Source organism: Streptomyces sp. NPDC049879 (assembly GCF_044461265.1).
GTDB lineage: Bacteria > Actinomycetota > Actinomycetes > Streptomycetales > Streptomycetaceae > Streptomyces.
Window position 1 is genome coordinate 384,758 of record NZ_JBITKT010000005.1, and the last position, 19,219, is coordinate 403,976.

The following is a 19,219-nucleotide window of genomic DNA, read 5'->3' on the forward strand; positions in this document are numbered from 1 at the left end:
GCGGCCCCGCCGCCCCCGGTTCAGCCGCCGAAGCCGGACGCGAACCGCTCCAGGACCTCGGCGAACTCCACGGCGCGGTCGGCGGGCGGCTCGGTGACCTCCACCTCGGTGCCCAGGTCGTCGTAGTCCACCTGGTACGTCACCTCGCCGCGCGTGGTCGTGTACTCCTGGCGCAGGCGGACCGGGAAGTCGTCCTCGCCGACCCAGACATCGACGGTCCAGCTCTCGATGCCCTGCTGCTCGACGGCGTCGGACAGCTGCTGCCGCTGCTCCTCGGTCAGCTCGCCCTCCCCGCCGGACGCCAGGGCCTCGTCCACGGAGACGGTGCCGCTGTAGTGCTCGGCCTCGGCGCCGTTCACCTCCTCGGTGCCCACCGCCTCGATGGACTCCGAGCGCAGCAGCAGCGCGAGCTGCTCGGCCGGGTCCTGGGCCGCGGTGTCCAGGGCGGACGCGACGGCGCCCGCGAGGCCGCCCGACCCGCCCGCCAGCTCGGCGAGGTCGAGCCGCAGCCAGTCGCGGCCCTCGAACTCGGCGGCGAACGTCTCGTCGAGCGAGGCCCACAGCGTGTCGTCGAGCCACAGGACGCGGGTCTCCGCGGGCGAGGCGGCGCCGAGCCCGAGCGCGTCGCCCTCGACCGTCGCGTCGATGGCCGGGTCGTCGCCCCAGGACATCACGCCGTCCGCCGTCACACCGCCGTCCTGGGTGCCCGCGCCGGTGAGGGACGCCTCGAACGCGGCGGAGGTGGTCCGTCCGGCGCTGTCGGCCGCCGCCCGCACGGCCGCGAGGACCTCGGGGTCCGTGCCGGCGCGCGAGGCGCCCTCGGTGCGGTCCTCGGCGCCGCCGTCGTCACCGGAGCCGCCGCACGCCGCCGTACCGGCGAGCAGCAGCGCCGCCGCCCCGCCGAGGGCCGCGGCGCGCGCCGCCGTCCTGACGCCCGTCCTGGTCCACGGGTAGAGCTTGTCGGTACGCATGGTTCCCCCTCTGTCGGGGCCGGGGACCGCGCCCCCGTCACCTCGTCCTGGCCGCACTGCCGTCTCCACGCTAACCCAGCGGGCGCCGGACGCAAACGGAACGCCCGCCCCCGCGCCGCAAGGGCACGGGGGCGGGCGTCAGTTGGGCCGGTACGGCCGTGGCGCGCGCGGCGGCTCAGACGAGGCTGTCCTCGGCGAGCAGGTCGCGGGTGCGGTTGGTGTCCACCGGGATGCCGGGGCCGATCGTGGTGCTGAGCGTCGCCTTCTTCAGGTAACGGCCCTTGGCCGCCGACGGCTTCAGCCGCAGGATCTCGTCCAGCGCGGCGGCGTAGTTCTCCACCAGCTGGCGCTCGTCGAACGAGACCTTGCCGATGATGAAGTGGAGGTTCGCGTGCTTGTCCACGCGGAACTCGATCTTGCCGCCCTTGATCTCGGTGACCGCCTTGGCCACGTCGGGAGTGACGGTGCCGGTCTTCGGGTTGGGCATCAGACCGCGCGGGCCGAGGACGCGGCCCAGGCGGCCGACCTTGCCCATGAGGTCAGGGGTGGCGACGACGGCGTCGAAGTCGAGCCAGCCGCCCGCCACACGCTCGATCAGTTCGTCGGAGCCGACGATGTCGGCGCCCGCGGCCTCCGCGGCCGCTGCACGGTCACCGGTCGCGAAGACCAGGACCCGGGCGGTCTTGCCGGTGCCGTGCGGAAGGTTGACGGTGCCGCGGACCATCTGGTCGGCCTTGCGCGGGTCGACGCCCAGGCGCATGGCGACCTCGACGGTCGCGTCGAACTTGGCGGACGAGGTGTCCTTGGCGAGCCGGACGGCGGAGAGCGGCGCGTACACACTCGTACGGTCGATCCTGGCGTCCGCGCTGCGAAGGTTCTTGCTGCGCTTCACTGCTGCTCCTGCGATTGAGTCGGGAGTCGTGGTGCGGGCCGGCGCAGGCCCTGCCACGGGAGGGTGGTCGTCCGCGGGGGCGGTCAGCCCTCGACGGTGACACCCATGGAACGGGCGGTGCCGGCGATGATCTTCTCGGCGGCGTCGAGGTCGTTGGCGTTCAGGTCGGGCATCTTGGTGGTGGCGATCTCCCGGACCTGGGCGCGCGTGAGCTTGGCGACCTTGGTCTTGTGGGGCTCGCCCGAGCCCTTCTCGACACCGGCGGCCTTGAGGATCATCTTCGCGGCCGGGGGGGTCTTGGTGATGAAGGTGAAGGAGCGGTCCTCGTAGACCGTGATCTCCACCGGCACGACCCAGCCGCGCTGCGACTCGGTCGCCGCGTTGTAGGCCTTGCAGAACTCCATGATGTTGACACCGTGCTGGCCCAGCGCCGGACCCACGGGCGGCGCGGGGTTCGCGGCGCCGGCCTGGATCTGGAGCTTGATGAGCCCGGTGACCTTTTTCCTGGGAGGCATGCTCTCGGGTCCTCTACCTCAGTGTGCGATGGACGCGTCCTCGTGCCGGCGACGCGTGCGCCCCCGGGGAGACCTGGCCGGTGTCCGGACGGAGGCATACCGGACCACGGTAACGGCTGCCGCCCCCCGGCCCAAATCGGTTCCCCGGTGCCGGGCGCACGGGAAAGCCCACCCCTGCCCGGGAAGGCGGGGGTGGGCTTGCCGGTGCCGTGCCGTGCGGACGGTCAGTTCTTCTGGATCTGGTCGAAGCTCAGCTCGACCGGGGTCTCGCGGCCGAAGATCTCGACGAGGCCCTTGACCTTCTTGGAGTCCGGGTTGATCTCGTTGATCGTCGCCTGGAGGGTGGCGAAGGGGCCGTCGGTGACGGTGACGGAGTCGCCGACCTCGAAGTCGAGCACCTGCACCTCGACCTTGCGGCCGCCGCCCGCGCCGCCCTCGGCGGCCGCCTCGGCGGCGGCCTTCTGCTCGACCTCGGGGGCGAGCATCTTGACGATCTCGTCGAGGGTGAGCGGGTACGGGTCGTACGCGTTGCCGACGAAGCCGGTGACGCCCGGGGTGTTGCGGACGACGCCCCACGACTCGTTCGTCAGGTCCATGCGGACCAGGACGTAACTGGGCAGCTTGTTCTGCTTGATGGTGCGGCGGTCGCCGTTCTTGATCTGGACGACCTCCTCCTGCGGCACCTCGACCTGGAAGATGTAGTCCTCGACGTTGAGCGAGACGGCGCGCTGTTCGAGGTTGGTCTTGACCCGGTTCTCGTAGCCCGCGTAGGTGTGCACCACGTACCACTCGCCGGGGAGGGTGCGCAGTTCCTCGCGCAGCGCGGCGACGGGGTCGACAGGCTCGGCGGGTTCGGCCTCCTCGGCGTCCTCCGCCTCCTCGCCCGCGTCGGCCTCGCCCGGCTCGGCGGCGGCGTCGGCGGCCGGCGCCTCGGCGGCGTCGTCAGCGTCGTCCTCACCGATCTCGTCGGTCTCCGTCGCCGCCTCGCCGGCGGTCCCGACGGGGCCCGACTCCTCGTCCGCCTCCTCGACGATGTCGCGTGCGTCGCGTGCGATGTCGTCGTCCTCGGCCTCGGGGGACGCGGCGTCGTTGCGGTACGGGTCAGACACGATTGCTGCTTCTTCCTGCGCTTCCGGACACGGATTTGATGATCAGCCGGAGTCGATGAGCCGGGTGATCAGCCGAAGACGTACTCGACGGCGCGGCTGAATCCCCAGTCAAGCACGGTCAGGATGCAGATGACGACGATGACGAAGACGATGACGGCCGTGGTGTACGTCGAGAGCTGGCGGCGCGACGGCCAGACGACCTTGCGCAGCTCCGCGATGACCTGCCGGTAGAACAGCGCGAGACGGCCGAGCGGGCCGCGCTTGGCACGCTTGCCGCGGCGGCCGGTGCCACCGCCGCCACCGGCGCCCTCGCCCCGGGGCTGGGGCTCTGGCGTCTCCACGGAGTCTGTGATCCCCGCCACTCGTCCTCACCTGTTCCCGGTCATGGTCATAAGCCGCCCGGTCCACCCGGACGGCTGTGTACCTAGCGTCTAGCAGGGCCGGAGGGACTTGAACCCCCAACCGCTGGTTTTGGAGACCAGTGCTCTACCAATTGAGCTACGACCCTTTACCGCGTGGTGTGCCGACAACGTACCGCATCGGGCACCACCGGTGAGGAGTGTACGTGGTGAAGCGCCGGGCGTCGAACGGCTGATGCGTCTTCGTCGCCGAACCCCCGTGATCCGCCCCGCTCCCCGTGCGCATTCCCCCGCACATCCCCCACCCGCGGCGCCCGTCCCGCCCCCTTCCACCCCTCGGAACCCGCGTGCCCCGGGGCGGGACGGTCTGGGACGATGCGTCTATGAGTGCCTCATCCTCCTCATCCTCCGCATCCTCCGCGCAGCCGCCGGTCGCGCCCGCCGCCGGGCGCCGCGTCTCGGCCCGCATCGGCGCCATCTCCGAGTCCGCCACCCTCGCCGTGGACGCCAAGGCGAAGGCCCTCAAGGCGGCCGGCCGCCCCGTCATCGGCTTCGGCGCGGGTGAGCCGGACTTCGCCACCCCGGACTACATCGTCGCCGCCGCCGAGGCCGCGTGCCGCGAGCCGCGCTTCCACCGCTACTCGCCGCCCGGCGGCCTGCCGGAGCTGAAGGAGGCGCTCGTCGCGAAGACGCTGCGCGACTCGGGGTACGGGATCAACGCGTCGCAGGTCCTGGTGACCAACGGCGGCAAGCAGGCGATCTACGAGGCGTTCGCCACGCTGCTCGACCCGGGCGACGAGGTCATCGTCCCGGCGCCGTACTGGACCACCTACCCGGAGTCGATCCGGCTCGCGGGCGGCGTGCCGGTGGAGGTCGTGACCGACGAGACCAGCGGCTACCTGGCCACCGTCGAGCAGCTGGAGGCGGCCCGCACCGAGCGGACGAAGGTGCTGCTGTTCGTCTCCCCGTCCAACCCGACCGGGGCCGTGTACAGCCCGGAGCAGACCGAGGCCATCGGCCGCTGGGCCGTGGAGCACGGGCTGTGGGTGCTCACCGACGAGATCTACGAGCACCTGGTGTACGGGGACACCCGCTTCACGTCGCTGCCCGCCGCCGTGCCCGAGCTGGCCGACCGCTGCGTGGTCGTGAACGGCGTGGCGAAGACGTACGCGATGACCGGCTGGCGCGTGGGCTGGCTGCTCGGCCCGCAGGACGTGATCAAGGCCGCGACGAACCTCCAGTCGCACGCCACCTCGAACGTGAGCAACGTCGCGCAGGCCGCCGCGCTCGCCGCCGTCTCGGGCGACCTGTCGGCGGTGGACGCGATGCGCCAGGCGTTCGACCGCAGGCGTCGCACGATCGTGCGGATGCTGAACGAGATCGAGGGCGTGACCTGCCCGACGCCGGACGGCGCGTTCTACGCGTACCCGTCGGTGAAGCCGCTGCTGGGCAAGGAGATCAGGGGCCGCCGCCCCGCCACCTCGCCGGAGCTGGCCGGGCTGCTCCTGGAGGAGGCCGAGGTCGCGGTGGTGCCGGGCGAGGCGTTCGGGACGCCGGGCTACCTGCGGCTGTCGTACGCGCTCGGGGACGACGACCTGGTCGAGGGCGTCTCGCGGCTGCAGAAGCTGCTCGCGGAGGCGCGGGACTGACCCGGGCGCGGGACGCGGATTCGGGACGGGGGGCCGGGACAGGGGTTCGGGCGACCGCCCCTGCGGGGCACGCGACTACCGGCCGCCTCCCCGGATGCGGCAAGATCCTGGGATGGATCGTGTACGTGACGTCCGTGCCCTGCCCAAGGCCCACCTGCACCTGCACTTCACCGGGTCGATGCGGCCCGGCACGCTGCTGGAGCTGGCCGACAAGTACGGCGTGCACCTGCCGGAGGCCCTCAGCAGCGGCCGGCCGCCCCGGCTGCGGGCGACGGACGAGCGGGGCTGGTTCCGCTTCCAGCGGCTGTACGACGCGGCGCGCTCGTGCCTGCGGGAGCCGGAGGACATCAGGCGGCTGGTGCGCGAGGCGGCCGAGGAGGACGTGCGGGACGGGTCGCGCTGGCTGGAGATCCAGGTGGACCCGACCTCGTACGCCCCCCGGCTCGGGGGGCTGATCCCGGCGCTGGAGATCATCCTCGACGCGGTGGAGACGACGTCGCGCGAGACCGGGCTCGGGATGCGGGTGCTGGTCGCGGCGAACCGGATGAAGCACCCGCTCGACGCCCGCACGCTGGCCAGGCTCGCGGTGCGCTACCGGGACCGGGGGGTCGTCGGCTTCGGCCTCTCGAACGACGAACGGCGCGGCCTGGCCCGGGACTTCGACCGCGCGTTCGCCATCGCGCGGGAGGGCGGGCTGCTGGCCGCGCCGCACGGCGGGGAGCTGACGGGGCCGGCGAGCGTCCGGGACTGCCTGGACGACCTGCGGGCGGCGCGCATCGGGCACGGCGTGCGCGTGGCGGAGGACCCGGCGCTGATGGCGCGGCTGGCGGAGGCGCGGGTGACGTGCGAGGTCTGCCCGGCGTCGAACGTGGCGCTCGGCGTCTACGAGGAGCTGGCCGACGTGCCGCTGCGGACCCTGTGGGACGCGGGGGTGCCGATGGCGCTGGGCGCGGACGACCCGCTGCTCTTCGGCTCGCGGCTGGCGGAGCAGTACGAGATCGCGCGCGAGCACCACGCGTTCACCGATCACGAACTGGCGGAGCTGGCGCGGCAGTCGGTGCGGGCGTCGGCGGCGCCGGAGGACGTGCGGGGGAAGCTGCTGCTGGAGATCGACGAGTGGCTCGCGCTGTGACGACCCAACTCCCGCGCGGCGGGCGCGCGTTCATACCCCGTGGCGGTGGCCTGCGCCTACAGTGAGCGGCAACAGGCGGCGGGTGAAGGGAAGATACGCATGGGGTACGAGGACACGACGGCCGGTGGCGGCCCGGTCCCCGGGATCGACGTGACCCGGCCGAGCATCGCGCGGGTGTACGACGCGCTGCTCGGCGGCAAGGACAACTACGCGGTGGACCGCGAGCTGGCCGACGTGTTCATCACGCGCATCCCCGGCGCGCGGGTCATCGCGTTCGACAACCGGCGCGCGCTGGCGCGCGCCATAGCCGCGATGAGCGCGGCGGGCATCCGGCAGTTCATCGACGTCGGCAGCGGCCTGCCGACGGCGGACAACGTGCACCAGGTCGCGCAGCGGCACGCGCCGGACTCGCGGGTGGTGTACGTGGACAACGACCCGGTGGTCCTGGCGCACGGCCGCGCGCTGCTCGCGGAGGACGAGCGCACCGTCGTGATCACGGGCGACCTGCGGGACCCGGCGACGATCACGGAGCACGAGGAGACGCGGGCGCTGATCGACTTCGGGCAGCCGGTCGGCGTCGTGCTGTCGGCGATCCTCCACCACGTGAACGACGACGAGGGGCCGCGCGAGCTGGTGCGCCACTGGCGGGAGGCGGTGCCGTCGGGCAGCCACCTCTACATCAGCCACTTCCGCAGCGAGAACGACCCGGAGTCGGCGCGCCTCGAAGGCATCCTGCAGGAGTCGCTGGGCCGGGGGCGGTGGCGGACGGACGAGGAGCTGGCGGAGCTGTTCGAGGGGCTGACGCTGCTGGAGCCGGGGATCGCGCCGTGCGCGCTGTGGCGCCCGGAGGGCGAGGGGACGCCGGAGCTGACCGCGTGGCAGCGGCTGATCGCGGCGGGGCTGGCCGTCAAGCCGTGAGCGCGGCGGCGTGCGCCGTCACAGGGTGGTGCCGACGGTCACCGGCTCGTTGACGAGGGTGATGCCGAACGCGGCGTGCACGCCGTCGCGCACCTCGCGGGCGAGGGCGAGGACGTCGGCGGCGGTGGCGGTGCCCCGGTTGGTGAGGGCGAGCGTGTGCTTGCTGGAGATGCGGGCGGGCCCTGTGCCGTAGCCCTTGGTGAATCCGGCGCGGTCGATGAGCCAGGCGGCGGAGGTCTTCGTCAGTCCCTCGCCCGCCGGGTAGGCGGGGGGCAGGATCTCCGGTCCCAGGCGGTCGGCGACGCGGCGCAGGAACGCGGCCCACTCGAGTTCGCCCAGGACGGGGTTGGTGAAGAACGACCCGGCGGACCATGTGTCGTTGTCCTCCGGGTCGAGGACCATGCCCTTGCCCGCGCGCAGCTTGAGGACGGCCTCGCGGGCGGCGGTGGCCGGGACGCGTTCGCCGGGGGCCACGCCCAGGGCGCGGGCGGTCTCGGCGTAGCGGAGGGGGGCGGAGAGCCCGGCGGCGTCCTCCAGGCGGAAGCGGACGCGCAGGACGACGTGGCGGGCGGGGTTCTCCTTGAAGCGGCTGTGGCGGTAGGAGAAGCCGCAGTCGGCGGCGGGGAGGGTGACGGTCTCGCGGGCCACGCGGTCGTAGGCGACGACCTCGGTGATGACGGAGGAGACCTCCTGGCCGTAGGCGCCGACGTTCTGGATGGGGGTGGCGCCGGCCGAGCCGGGGATGCCGGCGAGGCACTCGATGCCGGCGAGTCCTGCCTCGACGGTGTGGGCGACGGCGTCGGACCAGTTCTCGCCCGCGGCCAGTTCGAGGCGGGTGCCGTCGAGCCGGCGGCCGGTGGTGGCGATGCGCAGGGCGGTGCCGCGGAAGCCGTCGTCGGCGATGAGGAGGTTGCTGCCGCCGCCGATGACCAGGAGGGGTGTGGCGGTGGCGTCGGCGGCGTTGACGGCGTCGATGACCTCGTCGTCCGTCGTGGCGGTCACCAGGCGGTCCGCCGGGCCGCCGACCCGGAGCGTGGTGAGGGTGGCGAGCGGCGCGTTGTGGATCTCCTGCACCCGGCCAGCATACGGGCGGCGGCCGGGGGCGGCTCGGGCGATGAGTTCCGGGCGGGGCGCGAGTCGGTACGGGTGAGGGAATGCCAGCGCGCGACCGACAGGAGCGGATCATGCCGAACATCTCGACGAGTCTGTGGTTCGACACGAAGGGCGAGGAGGCCGCCAGGTTCTACGTCTCGCTCTTCCCGAACTCGGAGGTCACCCGCGTCACGCACTACACGGCGGCAGGGCCGCGCCCGGCCGGTGAGGTGCTGACGGTGGAGTTCACGCTGGAGGGGCGGCCGTTCATGGCGCTCAACGGCGGGCCCGAGTTCACCTTCAGCGAGGCGGTCTCGCTGGTGGTGGAGTGCGCGGACCAGGCGGAGGTGGACCGCTACTGGGCGGCGCTGTCCGAGGGCGGCGAGGAGGGCCCGTGCGGCTGGCTGAAGGACCGGTACGGGCTGTCGTGGCAGATCACGCCGGTGCGGGTGAACGACCTGGTGGCCGACCCCGACCCGGAGCGCGCGCGGCGGGCGACCGAGGCGCTGTACAGCATGAAGAAGATCGACATCGCGGCGGTCGAGGCGGCGGCGGACGGCGCGGGGGCCTGAGACGCCCGCGGCGCGCGGGCCGGGACCGGACGGGGGTCGGTCCCGGCCCGCGCGCCGCTGCGGGCTGCTCGGTGGTGGGGGCGGGTCAGACGGTGGCGGGCGTCCGTTCGGCGGGGGCCTCCTGCGGGGCGGGCGTCCGCCGGGCGCGGCGGCCGGGGGCGATCAGCACGGCGACGGTCGCGGCCAGCAGCGCCGCCACGCCGCCCCAGACCGCGGGGACCAGGCCGTCGGTGAAGCGCTGCGGCGTCTCGTACCCGCCCTGGGCGGCGAAGACCGACGCGAGGACGGAGACGCCCAGCGCGCCGCCCAGCTCGCGCATGGCGTTGCTGACACCGGAGGCGATGCCCTGCTCGTGCGGCTCGACGCTGGCCATCACCATCTCGCCGATGGCGGCGAAGAACATGCCCATGCCCATGCCGCACAGGACGAAGCCGGGAATCTGGCTGACGTAGCTGACGCCGGGCTCGGCGAGCACGGTGAGCCAGCCGAGTCCGGCCGCCATGGTGACCAGGCCGGTCGCGACGATGGGCCGTCCGCCGATGCGGTCGGACAGCGCCCCGGCGAGGGGGGCGACGAGCAGCGGCATGGCGGTCCACGGGAGCATCCGCAGGCCCGCGTCGGTCGGCGAGTAGCCCTGGATGAGCTGGAGGAACTGGGTCAGCAGGAAGATCGAGCCGAACATCCCGGCGTACATGAGGAGGTTCGTGGCGTTCACCGCGCTGAAGGCGCGGGAGCGGAAGAGGCGCATCGGCAGCATCGGCGCGTCGGTGCGCAGCTCCCAGCCGACGAACGCGACGAGGAGCAGGCCGCCGAGGATGAAGCCGGTCAGGACGCTGCCGGACGTCCAGCCGTGCTCGCTGCCGCGCACGATGGCGAGGACGAGGCCGAACAGGCCGGTGCTGGCGAGCACGGCGCCGGGGATGTCGAGGCGCGTGACGCCGGGGGCGCGGCTCTCGCGGAGGCGGGTGGCGGCCAGGGGCAGCAGGGCGATGCCGATGGGCACGTTCAGCCAGAAGATCCAGTGCCAGGACAGGTGGTCGGTGAGCGCGCCGCCGACGAGGGGGCCGCCCGCGACGGCGAGGCCGTTGATGGCGCCCCAGACGCCCAGCGCGGCGCCGCGGCGCTCGGCGGGGACGACGGCGCTGATCAGCGTGAGGCTGAGCGGGAAGATCCCGGCGGCGCCGACGCCCTGGAGGGCGCGGGCGGCTATCAGGACGTCCGTGGACCCGGCCAGGGCGGCGAGGGCGGAGGCGGCGGTGAAGAGGGCGATGCCGTACGTGAAGATCCGGCGGCGGCCGAAGCGGTCGCCGAGCGCGGCGGCGGGCAGCAGGAGGCAGGCGAACGGGAGGGTGTAGCCGTTGACGATCCATTCGAGGTCGTCGAGTCCGCCGCCGAGGTCGCCCCGGATGACGGGGAGCGCGGTGGTGACGACGAGGTTGTCCAGGGCCGCCATGAAGGTGGCGGCGCCGGTCAGGATCAGCGTCCAGACGATGAGGGCGCGCGGGGGCGCGGCCTCGCCGGTCGGTGCGGTGGGTCCTGCCACTGTTCTCTCCTGAAAGATTAGTGATTGCTCAATAACTTTGCCGGGCCGAAAAAAGGGCCCGGGACGGGCCCTGGCGCTCAGCCGGCGCCCGGCAGGGCCTGCCGGTCGAGGGCCTCGCCGCAGGCGCCCCAGATCTGGTCCTCCGCCGTGAACCCCAGGCTGAGCAGGGTGTTGATCAGCATGCCGTCGCCGAAGAACCTCCCCGTGCGCTCCGCGTCGGCGCCGAGCCACAGGTGGACGGCGTCCCACAGGCCTCGCCAGTGGGTGCGGACCTCGGTGCCGAACGCCGTGTCCCCCGCGGCCTGGGCCGTGTGCACCGCGACGTACATCTGCATCTGGAACATCACGACGTCCTGGTCGGCGATCAGCTGGTTGTACGCCTCGCCCATCAGGTGCTCGACCTCGCCGGGCGCGGCGCTCTCGGGTGCCTCGCCCACAGCCGCCTCGAACGCCCGCAGTATGTCGCCCGTGCAGCGCTCGGCGGCGGCCAGGAAGATCGCGCGCTTGTCCGGGAAGAGCCGGAAGAGGTACGGCTGCGAGACGCCGACGCGCTGGGCGATGGCCGCCGTGGAGGTGCCCGCGTACCCGCCGCGCGCGAACTCGGTGACGGCCGCGCGGATGACGCTCTCACGCCGCTCCTCGGCCGACATCCGGCCACTGCTCTTCGCCATGGAGAAAAAGTTAGTGAGCAATCACTATCTTGTCAACACGCACGCTGGCCCGGCCGTACGGGACGGCCGGGCCGGTGCGCGTGCTCAGGCGAGGCGGACCACCGCGCGGGACAGGCCGAGTACCTTTTCCCCCGCGCTGCGCGCCGTCAGGTCCACGCGGACCGTGCGCGCCTCGTCGTCCAGCTTGGCGCCGACCTTCGCCGTGACCTCGATCAGCGCGCCCGTGTCGTCGTCCGGCACCACGACCGGCTTCGAGAACCGCACGCCGTACTCCACGACCGCCGCCGGGTCCCCGGCCCAGTCGGTGACGACGCGGATCGCCTCGGCCATGGTGAACATGCCGTGCGCGATGACGTCGGGCAGCCCGACCTGGCGCGCGAACCGCTCGTTCCAGTGGATCGGGTTGAAGTCGCCCGAGGCACCCGCGTAGCGCACCAGCGTGGCCCGGGTGACGGGGAACGACGCGGCCGGCAGCTCCGTGCCCGCCTCGACGTCGGCGTAACGGACGGTCGCGGTCATGCGGCCTCCTCCTCGACGCGGCGGGCGACCAGCTTGGTGACGACCGTCACGACGTGCTCGCCCGACACGTCGTGGACCTCGCCCCTGATGTCGATCATCTCGTTGCCCGCCCGGGAGGTGATCGAGTCGATCGTGGACGTGACGGTCAGGCGGTCCCCGGCGCGGACGGGCCGCGTGTAGGTGAACCGCTGGTCGCCGTGGACGACGCGGCTGTAGTCGAGGCCGAGCGCCGGGTCGGCGACGACGGTCTGCGCGGCGTCGAAGCTGACGGCGAAGACGAACGTCGGCGGCGCGATCACGTCCGGGTGCCCCAGGGCCTTCGCGGCCTCCTGGTCCGTGTACGCGGGGTGCGTGTCGCCGATCGCGACGGCGAACTCGCGGATCTTCTCGCGGCCCACTTCATAGGGCTCGGTGGGCGGGTAGCTCCGCCCTACGAACGACTGGTCGAGTGCCATCGCGCGGACTCGCCTCCATGGCAGGCAGAAGGGCCGTTCACCACCGCGAACCGTGCACGGCGGGAACGCGTGGACGGACACGGGAAGAGGCCGTCACCCCCACGGGGTGCGGCCTCGTCACGCGCTGGGCGAGCGCCGGGTCAGCGGGTCTCGCGGTGGGCGGTGTGCGCGTTGCAGCGCGGGCAGTGCTTCTTCATCTCCAGGCGGTCCGGGTCGTTGCGCCGGTTCTTCCTGGTGATGTAGTTCCGCTCCTTGCACTCCACGCAGGCCAGCGTGATCTTCGGGCGGACGTCGGTGGCAGCCACGTGAGTGCTCCTTGACGGAATGGACAGAACATCTGATGGAACGATTGAACACAGAGAAGAGTAGCCGATCGGAGGACCGACCCCGCAATCGGCTACTGAGGGTAGCGGCGACCGGACTCGAACCGGTGACACAACGATTATGAGCCGTTTGCTCTACCGACTGAGCTACGCCGCCTCGGAGCGGCCTCTCCCCGCGCGGGAAGCGACGCACTCCAGAGCCCCAAAACGGAATCGAACCGTTGACCTTCTCCTTACCATGGAGACGCTCTGCCGACTGAGCTATTGGGGCGAGCGCTCAAGAGATTACACGGTCACGGCCGTAAGGCGAAATCGATACGGAAGGGCCGCCGGCGGATCGGCCGCCTCCGGTACGACTATTCCGTCGCTCCCGCTCCTGGTCCCGCCCGCGCCGTACGCTCCCCGTGATGCCTGATGACCGTCTTGTCCTCACTGGGCCTCGCCTCGCCGACGGAAGGACCGTGGACGTCGCGCTGAGCGCGGGCCGTATCGCGGCGGTGGGCACCCCGGGCAGCCTGGCGGGACCGGCCGCCGAGGGCGTCGACCGCGTCGACCTGACCGGCTGGCTGCTCCTCCCCGCCCCCGCCGAGCCGCACGCCCACCACGACACCGCCCTGACCGCCGCCGGCCCGCCCCCCGAGCAGACCCCCACCGCGCTGCGCCGCCGCGTCACCGAGGCCGCGCTCGCCCAGCTCGGCCACGGGGCGACCGCACAGCGCACGCACGTACGGGTCGGCGACGCCGTCGGGCTGACCGCGCTGGAGGCGGTCCTGGAGGTGCGCCGCTCGCTCCAGGGGTACGCCGAGCTGGCCGCCGTCGCCGTGCCCCGCGTCCTCACGGGCCTGGCCGGGGCGGAGAACCGGGCGGTCCTGCGCGACGCGGCCAAGATGGGCGCGGGCGCCCTCGGCGGCGCGCCCGACCTCGACCCCGACCCGGCGGGCTACCTGGACATCGTCCTCGGCCTCGCCGACGAGCACGGCTGCGCCATCGACCTGCACACCGAGGCCGACGACCCGGCCAGGCTCGCCCGCCTCGCCTCGGCGGCGGGCGCGTGCCGCTTCGGGGTGGCGATCGGCCCGTGCGCCGGGCTGTCGCTGCTGCCGCACGACGTGGCCGCGCAGGCGGCGGACCGGCTCGCGGCGGCCGGGGTGACGGTCGTCTGCCTGCCGCAGGGGCCGTGCGGCCTGTCGGGCGGCGGTGGCGGCAGCGGCGGCACACCGGCGCGGCTGCTCGCGGCGGCCGGGGTGCCGGTGGCGGCGGGCGGCGGGGCGCTGCGCGACGTCGCGAACCCGGTCGGGCGGGGCGACCCGCTGGAGGCGGCGTACCAGCTGGCGTCGCACGGCGCGCTGCGCCCGGCGGGGGCGTACGCGGCGGTGAGCGGGCGCGCGCGGGCGGCGCTCGGGCTGCCGGACGTGCGGATCGAGGCGGGTTTCCCGGCCGAGCTGCTCGCGGTGCGCGGGGAGACGGTGGCGGGGGCGCTGTCGCTGGCGTACAGCCGGGTGGTGATCCACCGGGGGCGGGTCGTCTCGCGGACGAGCGCGGTGCGCGAGTACTCCGGCACGCCGGGGGACGCGGGCGGCGGTCACGGGCTGCCGCGCCAGTCGACCGGCTGAACGGGGGCGGGTCGTGCGCGCGGTCTTGCCAGTCCCCCGGTATGCCGTGACACTCCCTCTGACCTAGGACGTCGGACGTCCCATGTGGGAGGTGTCCGACGGCCGCTCCACCGAGAGAAAGCTGGTGCCGGATGTCCCCCCTCCTCCGCCGGTCGGCGCGGTACGCCGCCGGGCTGGCCGCCGTCGGCGCGCTGCTCGCCGGGCCGCTCCCCCACGCGCACGCGCAGCCGCAGCAGCAGGCGCAGGCCGTGCCGGAGCGGCAGGTGCTCTTCAAGCCGGGCACCGACCCCGGCTACGCCTGCTTCCGGATCCCCGCCCTCGTGCGGACGACGCAGGACACGCTGCTCGCGTTCGCCGAGGGGCGGCGCGACAACTGCGGCGACGCCGGTGACATCGACCTGGTGCTCAAGCGCTCGTTCGACGACGGGCGGACGTGGACGCCCCTTGAGGTGATCGACGCGGGCGGCGGCGACACCCACGGCAACCCGGCGCCCGTCGTGGACGCCGCCACCGGCCGCGTCCTCCTCGCCAGCACCCGCAACCCCGGCCAGGGCGGCGGGAACTGCGGCGTCCCGTGCGAGCGCGTCCCGTTCCTCTCCTTCAGCGACGACGACGGCGCCACCTGGTCCGAGCCGCGCGACCTGGGCGCCGAGCTGCGGCCCGACGACTGGAACTCCTGGTACGCCACCGGCCCGCTGCACGGCATCCAGCTCCAGCGCGGCGACCGGGCGGGCCGCCTGCTGTTCACCATCAACGCCGAGACATACGCGGGCGGCCGGATCACCGCCAACCACGCGGCGCTCGCGTACAGCGACGACGGCGGCGGCTCCTGGCGGCTCGGCGCGGTGGACAGCTGGCCGGTGGCGGCGGACGGGACGTTCCGCCAGAAGCCGTCCGAGAGCGCGGTGGCCGAACTGCCGGACGGCTCGGTCTATGTGAACGGCCGTGAGGAGTCGGGCACCGACCTCGGCCACAGGACATGGGCGGTGAGCGGGGACGGCGGCGAGAGCTTCGCGGCGCCGTTCCGCGCGCTGCCGGACCTCTACACGCCGCAGGTGCAGGGTTCGCTGCTCCAGCTGCCCGGAACCGACCGGTTGCTGTTCGCCGCGCCGTCCGATCCCGACCGGCGGCGCTCGATGATGATCAGGTCGTCGTGGGACGGCGGCCGCACGTTCGACTCCGTGGACCAGGGCTCGCTGGTGACGTCCGACTGGTCCGGCTACTCCGACATGGTGTGGACGGCCGACGAGCGGGTCGGGCTGCTGTACGAGGGCGGCGCGGTGGACGCGCGGGACGAGATCCGCTTCGTCCGCTTCGGCGAGGACTGGCTCGGCCCGCGCCGCGCGCCCTCGCCCGTCACACCCGACACCGCCCCGGGCGCCGCGCCCGCGACCGTGGTCGGCGACCCGGCGGCCACGCCCGGCAGGTACGGGACGGGGCTGCTGTTCGACGGCCCGCAGGACGCGGTGCGCCTGCCGTACCGCGACGCGCTGCCGCTCGGCACGCGGGACTTCACGGTCAGCCTGTGGTTCCGCTACTCCGCGCGGACGGGCACCCACCCGTTCCTGTGGATGGGCGGCGTCGGGGGGAACGCGCCGCAGGTCTGGGTGCGCGGCGAGCCGGAGAGCGGGCGGCTGCGCGCGCTGATCACCACAAGGGACGGCGCGGCGGCGCCCGCGAGCGCGTCCGTCGAGGCGGCGGGGGCGTTCAACGACGGGGCGTGGCACCACCTGGCGCTCACGCGTTCCGGCGGGCGGCTGTCGCTGTCCGTGGACGGCGGCGCGGCGGCGACGGCGGCGGACGTGCCGGGCTCGGTCAGCCGCACGTCGGTGTTCGGGGTGCACGTCGGGCAGCGGCCGGACAACGGGCTGCGGCTCGTCGGCGCGCTGGACGAGGTGCGGGTGTACGCCCGCGCGCTCACGGCGGCCGAGCTGACCGCCGTGCGCCGGTCGAACGCCTCGCCCGCCGGTGCGATCCTCGCGCTGCCGCTCGACGGCGTACGCCCCGCGCGCAGCGGGGGCTGACGTACCGTCGCAGGCATGCGCACAGTGATCGCAGGTGGACATGGCAAGATCGCCCGGCGTCTGGGCAGGCTGCTCGCCCAGCGCGGCGACCGGGTGGCCGGGCTGATCAGGAACGAGGAGCACGCCGCCGACCTCCTCTCGGACGGCACCGAACCCGTCGTCTGCGACCTGGAGACGGCCTCCGTGGAGGAGGTGGCGCGCCACCTCTCGGGCGCCGACGCGGCCGTGTTCGCGGCCGGCGCGGGTCCCGGCAGCGGGGCGGGGCGGAAGGACACGGTGGACCGGGCGGCGGCGGTGCTCTTCGCCGACGCGGCGCAGCGGGTCGGCGTGCGGCGCTTCGTCGTCGTCTCGGCGATGGGGGTGGACGGGCCGCCGCCGCCGGACACCGACCCGGTGTTCGCCGCGTACCTGCGGGCCAAGGGCGCGGCGGACGCGGACATCAGGGAGCGGTCCGGGCTGTTCTCGACGATCCTGCGGCCCGGGCGGCTGACGGACGAGCCGGGGACGGGCCGGGTGCTGCTGGCCGAGCCGCCGGTGGACGGGGGCGCGGTGCCGCGCGACGACGTGGCGGCGGTGCTGGTGGCGCTGCTGGACACGCCGGGGACGGCCGGGCTGACGCTCGACCTGGTCGGCGGGACCGAGCCGATCGCCGAGGCGGTCGCGGCGGTGAACCGGCCGTAGCCAGGGCTCCCGGGGCCCGGTGCGGGAGCGCGCCGGGTCCCGGGGGTTGTCGTGGCGGGGGCGGGCGCCTACCGTCGTTGTCGGACGTCCGATGTCCTATCTCCAGGGTCTCGACGAGGAGGCAGCAGCATGGGAAGAAACGTGCGCACGGTGACGGCCGGCGCCCTGCTGGGGCTGGCCGTGACCGCCGCCCTGTCCGCCACCGGCGGCGGCGTCGCCCAGGCGGGCGAGCAGACGCCCGGGCATCCGCCGCGCGGCCGGTGCACGACGTCCGTCCCGTTCGTCTCGGGCACCGGCGGCTACGACACGTACCGCATCCCGGCGGCCGTGACGACGCGGCACGGCACGGTCGTCGCCTTCGCCGAGGGCCGCGTCGGCGGCGCGAGCGACACCGGCGACATCGACGTGGTGGCGCGCCGTTCGGACGACGGGGGCTGCACGTGGGGGCCGCTGTCGGTCGTGGCGGCCGGGCAGGGCGACACGCACGGCAACCCGTCGCCGGTCGTCGATCCGGCCACCGGGCGGCTCGTCCTGCTGACGACGCGCAACAGCGGGGAGGTCACGGAGGACGAGATCATGCGCGGCGTGGCGACGCCGGAGCAGAGCCGCCGCGCGTTCGTGCAGGTCAGCACGGACGACGGGCGGTCGTTCAGCGCGCCGCGCGAGATCACGGCGGACGCGAAGCTGCCGGACTGGCGCTGGTACGCGACCGGTCCGGGGCACGCGATCGCCCTCACGCGCGGGCCGCACGCGGGCCGGCTCGTCGTCCCCGCGAACCACTCGACGGCGCCCCCGGAGGGCTCGGCCGACACGGGGCGCGAGGCGAAGTACTACGGCGCGCACGCGCTGCTGAGCGACGACGGCGGCGCGACGTGGCGCATCGGCTACGTGGACGACTCGTACGACGGCGCCGTCAACTCGAACGAGTCCACCGTCGCCCAACTCCCGGACGGGCGCCTGTGGTTCTCCGCCCGCGACCAGAACGGGACGGTCGCGGGCAACCGCCTCGGCGCGTGGTCGTCGGACGGCGGCGAGACGCTGGACGGGGCATACGCCGTCGTGGAGTCGCTGAACGACGTGCCGGTGGTGCAGGCGAGCACGCTGCGGACGCCCGGCGCGGCGGGGCCGCTGCTGTTCTCCGGGCCGTCGGACCCGGCGGCGCGGCGGGGGATGCGGCTGTGGCGCAGCGACGACGACGGGCGGACGTTCACGCCGGTGGAGACGCTGTCGGCGGACCCGGCGGCGTACTCGGAGCTGGTGCAGGTGGACCGCAGGACGGTCGGGCTGCTGTACGAGACGGGCGCGACGAGCGCGTACGAGACCATCACGTTCCGCCGCTTCAAGGACCTCTGACAGGCCGCCGCGGTGCCGGGCGGCGGCCTGCCGCCCGGCACAGGCGGGGACGGCATGCGTGCGCGCGCCAGTGCTCGCGCCGCGATGAGTAAGTAGGGAGAACGGCTGCCCGCCCGACTCCCCCGGTACAGGCGCCGGTCCGCCATGCCTCGGGCACCCGCCGGGGTCCCGCGACGCGGTGTCCCCCGCTCCGGTGGCCACCACGGTCCCGGTGCGTGGGGCCGGTTCGCTGCGCCGGACCGGTCCCTGAGGCCGGAGACGGCGTTCGGGCGGCACGGGAGACGCGTACGCGCGCGGTACGCCCTGTGCCTGAGCGGGCACGTCCGATGTCGGAGCACCGGCCCGCCGCAGGTGCTCGGCCGGAGGCGGCAGCCGGTGGGCGCCCGCAGCAGCTCCGCGAGGTACGCGTCGGGGCGGGTGAGGGATCCGCGGAGCCCAGGGCCACGCCCTCCCCGCCGCGTCCGGCGGGGAAGTGGGGAAGTGGGGAAGCCGACGGTCGGCACGGCCAGGCGGAGCCCGAGGCACATCGGGGAGAAGTGACCGCGCGGGGGCGTCACCGCCAGGGGGCACCGCGAGGGAACGAACGCCTCACCACCACGACTGCCTCGGCAGGCGAGAAGCCAGGCATGTCCCGGACGCCCTGCGGGGCGGAGAGCTCTCCCGGCACGGCGCGACCACCGCTGCCCTCTCCACACCCCGCGTCCGGCGGAGGCGGACGGCCTGCGCACCGCCGCACGGACACGCCGCCACGGCGACGCCTCGCCGTCCCCGTACCCGGCACGGACGTGGCGAGCGGTCGACGGCCCCGGCACCGCCGCACGAAGTCAG

The 19,219-nt window shown here is 74.0% G+C and carries 19 protein-coding genes and 3 tRNA genes; 8 read left to right on the forward strand and 14 right to left on the reverse strand.

All coding sequences use genetic code 11. The annotated features are described in order from the left end of the window. Nucleotides 1-20: 20 nt before the first annotated feature. The 6 genes from ACIBPC_RS19830 to ACIBPC_RS19855 form a co-directional block, all read right to left on the reverse strand. Nucleotides 21-971: a hypothetical protein gene (locus ACIBPC_RS19830; RefSeq protein WP_362962015.1), complete on the reverse strand. Its 951-nt coding sequence runs from the start codon at nt 969-971 to the stop codon at nt 21-23. 175 nt (nt 972-1,146) lie between these two features. Beyond that, nucleotides 1,147-1,863, reverse strand: coding sequence for a 50S ribosomal protein L1 (gene rplA, locus ACIBPC_RS19835; protein ID WP_362962017.1), 717 nt, complete (start codon nt 1,861-1,863; stop codon nt 1,147-1,149). A gap of 83 nt (nt 1,864-1,946) precedes the next feature. Then, nucleotides 1,947-2,378: a 50S ribosomal protein L11 gene (gene rplK, locus ACIBPC_RS19840; RefSeq protein WP_362962019.1), complete on the reverse strand. Its 432-nt coding sequence runs from the start codon at nt 2,376-2,378 to the stop codon at nt 1,947-1,949. 224 nt (nt 2,379-2,602) lie between these two features. Then, nucleotides 2,603-3,487 (reverse strand): transcription termination/antitermination protein NusG, encoded by an 885-nt coding sequence (gene nusG / locus ACIBPC_RS19845; RefSeq protein WP_398846338.1) that lies wholly within the window; start codon nt 3,485-3,487, stop codon nt 2,603-2,605. Nucleotides 3,488-3,555: 68 nt separating this feature from the next. After that, nucleotides 3,556-3,840 carry a preprotein translocase subunit SecE gene (gene secE / locus ACIBPC_RS19850; protein WP_362962230.1) on the reverse strand — a complete coding sequence of 95 codons (285 nt, stop codon included), beginning with the start codon at nt 3,838-3,840 and terminating at the stop codon, nt 3,556-3,558. Nucleotides 3,841-3,922: 82 nt separating this feature from the next. Beyond that, nucleotides 3,923-3,995, reverse strand: a tRNA-Trp gene (locus tag ACIBPC_RS19855). A 234-nt stretch (nt 3,996-4,229) separates the two neighbouring features. Between ACIBPC_RS19855 and ACIBPC_RS19860 the strand changes: the two genes are divergently transcribed. The 3 genes from ACIBPC_RS19860 (at nt 4,230) to ACIBPC_RS19870 (ending at nt 7,545) form a co-directional block, all read left to right on the forward strand. Beyond that, nucleotides 4,230-5,495: a pyridoxal phosphate-dependent aminotransferase gene (locus ACIBPC_RS19860; protein WP_398846340.1), complete on the forward strand. Its 1,266-nt coding sequence runs from the start codon at nt 4,230-4,232 to the stop codon at nt 5,493-5,495. Between the two features lie 112 nt (nt 5,496-5,607). Beyond that, on the forward strand, nt 5,608-6,627 hold the full coding sequence (locus ACIBPC_RS19865; RefSeq protein WP_362962025.1) for an adenosine deaminase: 1,020 nt from the start codon (nt 5,608-5,610) through the stop codon (nt 6,625-6,627). Between the two features lie 99 nt (nt 6,628-6,726). Continuing rightward, a complete protein-coding gene (locus ACIBPC_RS19870; protein WP_362962027.1) occupies nt 6,727-7,545 on the forward strand; it encodes an SAM-dependent methyltransferase in 819 nt (272 codons plus the stop codon). A gap of 18 nt (nt 7,546-7,563) precedes the next feature. Here the strand turns inward: ACIBPC_RS19870 and ACIBPC_RS19875 are convergent, their stop codons facing one another. Next, complete coding sequence (locus ACIBPC_RS19875; protein WP_398846342.1) at nt 7,564-8,619, reverse strand: UDP-N-acetylmuramate dehydrogenase; 1,056 nt, start codon at nt 8,617-8,619, stop codon at nt 7,564-7,566. A gap of 110 nt (nt 8,620-8,729) precedes the next feature. On the opposite strand from ACIBPC_RS19875, the gene ACIBPC_RS19880 reads away from it, so the two are divergent. After that, entirely contained in the window at nt 8,730-9,209 is a 480-nt protein-coding gene (locus tag ACIBPC_RS19880) for a VOC family protein (protein ID WP_398846344.1), read from the forward strand. Between the two features lie 85 nt (nt 9,210-9,294). Here the strand turns inward: ACIBPC_RS19880 and ACIBPC_RS19885 are convergent, their stop codons facing one another. The 7 genes from ACIBPC_RS19885 to ACIBPC_RS19915 form a co-directional block, all read right to left on the reverse strand. Beyond that, nucleotides 9,295-10,752 (reverse strand): DHA2 family efflux MFS transporter permease subunit, encoded by a 1,458-nt coding sequence (locus ACIBPC_RS19885; protein WP_398846346.1) that lies wholly within the window; start codon nt 10,750-10,752, stop codon nt 9,295-9,297. A gap of 77 nt (nt 10,753-10,829) precedes the next feature. After that, nucleotides 10,830-11,423: a TetR/AcrR family transcriptional regulator gene (locus ACIBPC_RS19890; protein ID WP_398846348.1), complete on the reverse strand. Its 594-nt coding sequence runs from the start codon at nt 11,421-11,423 to the stop codon at nt 10,830-10,832. An 84-nt stretch (nt 11,424-11,507) separates the two neighbouring features. Then, complete coding sequence (locus ACIBPC_RS19895) at nt 11,508-11,942, reverse strand: MaoC family dehydratase (RefSeq protein ID WP_362962037.1); 435 nt, start codon at nt 11,940-11,942, stop codon at nt 11,508-11,510. Continuing rightward, entirely contained in the window at nt 11,939-12,397 is a 459-nt protein-coding gene (locus ACIBPC_RS19900; RefSeq protein ID WP_362962039.1) for a MaoC family dehydratase N-terminal domain-containing protein, read from the reverse strand. The genes ACIBPC_RS19895 and ACIBPC_RS19900 overlap by 4 nt, the downstream gene beginning before the upstream one ends. 140 nt (nt 12,398-12,537) lie before the next feature. Beyond that, the gene (gene rpmG, locus ACIBPC_RS19905) at nt 12,538-12,702 is read right to left on the reverse strand and encodes a 50S ribosomal protein L33 (protein WP_077059582.1); all 165 of its coding nucleotides are present in this window, start codon (nt 12,700-12,702) and stop codon (nt 12,538-12,540) included. A gap of 102 nt (nt 12,703-12,804) precedes the next feature. Continuing rightward, nucleotides 12,805-12,877 (reverse strand) — tRNA-Met (locus ACIBPC_RS19910). Between the two features lie 41 nt (nt 12,878-12,918). Continuing rightward, nucleotides 12,919-12,991, reverse strand: a tRNA-Thr gene (locus tag ACIBPC_RS19915). A 136-nt stretch (nt 12,992-13,127) separates the two neighbouring features. On the opposite strand from ACIBPC_RS19915, the gene ACIBPC_RS19920 reads away from it, so the two are divergent. The 4 genes from ACIBPC_RS19920 to ACIBPC_RS19935 all read left to right on the forward strand — a co-directional run bounded on the left by ACIBPC_RS19920 (nt 13,128) and on the right by ACIBPC_RS19935 (nt 18,391). After that, the gene (locus ACIBPC_RS19920) at nt 13,128-14,333 is read left to right on the forward strand and encodes a hydrolase (RefSeq protein ID WP_398846351.1); all 1,206 of its coding nucleotides are present in this window, start codon (nt 13,128-13,130) and stop codon (nt 14,331-14,333) included. A gap of 131 nt (nt 14,334-14,464) precedes the next feature. Beyond that, on the forward strand, nt 14,465-16,357 hold the full coding sequence (locus ACIBPC_RS19925) for a LamG-like jellyroll fold domain-containing protein (RefSeq protein ID WP_398846353.1): 1,893 nt from the start codon (nt 14,465-14,467) through the stop codon (nt 16,355-16,357). Between the two features lie 15 nt (nt 16,358-16,372). Further along, the gene (locus ACIBPC_RS19930; RefSeq protein WP_362962044.1) at nt 16,373-17,038 is read left to right on the forward strand and encodes an NAD(P)H-binding protein; all 666 of its coding nucleotides are present in this window, start codon (nt 16,373-16,375) and stop codon (nt 17,036-17,038) included. A gap of 129 nt (nt 17,039-17,167) precedes the next feature. Beyond that, nucleotides 17,168-18,391 carry an exo-alpha-sialidase gene (locus ACIBPC_RS19935; protein WP_398846355.1) on the forward strand — a complete coding sequence of 408 codons (1,224 nt, stop codon included), beginning with the start codon at nt 17,168-17,170 and terminating at the stop codon, nt 18,389-18,391. Nucleotides 18,392-19,219 lie beyond the last annotated feature (828 nt).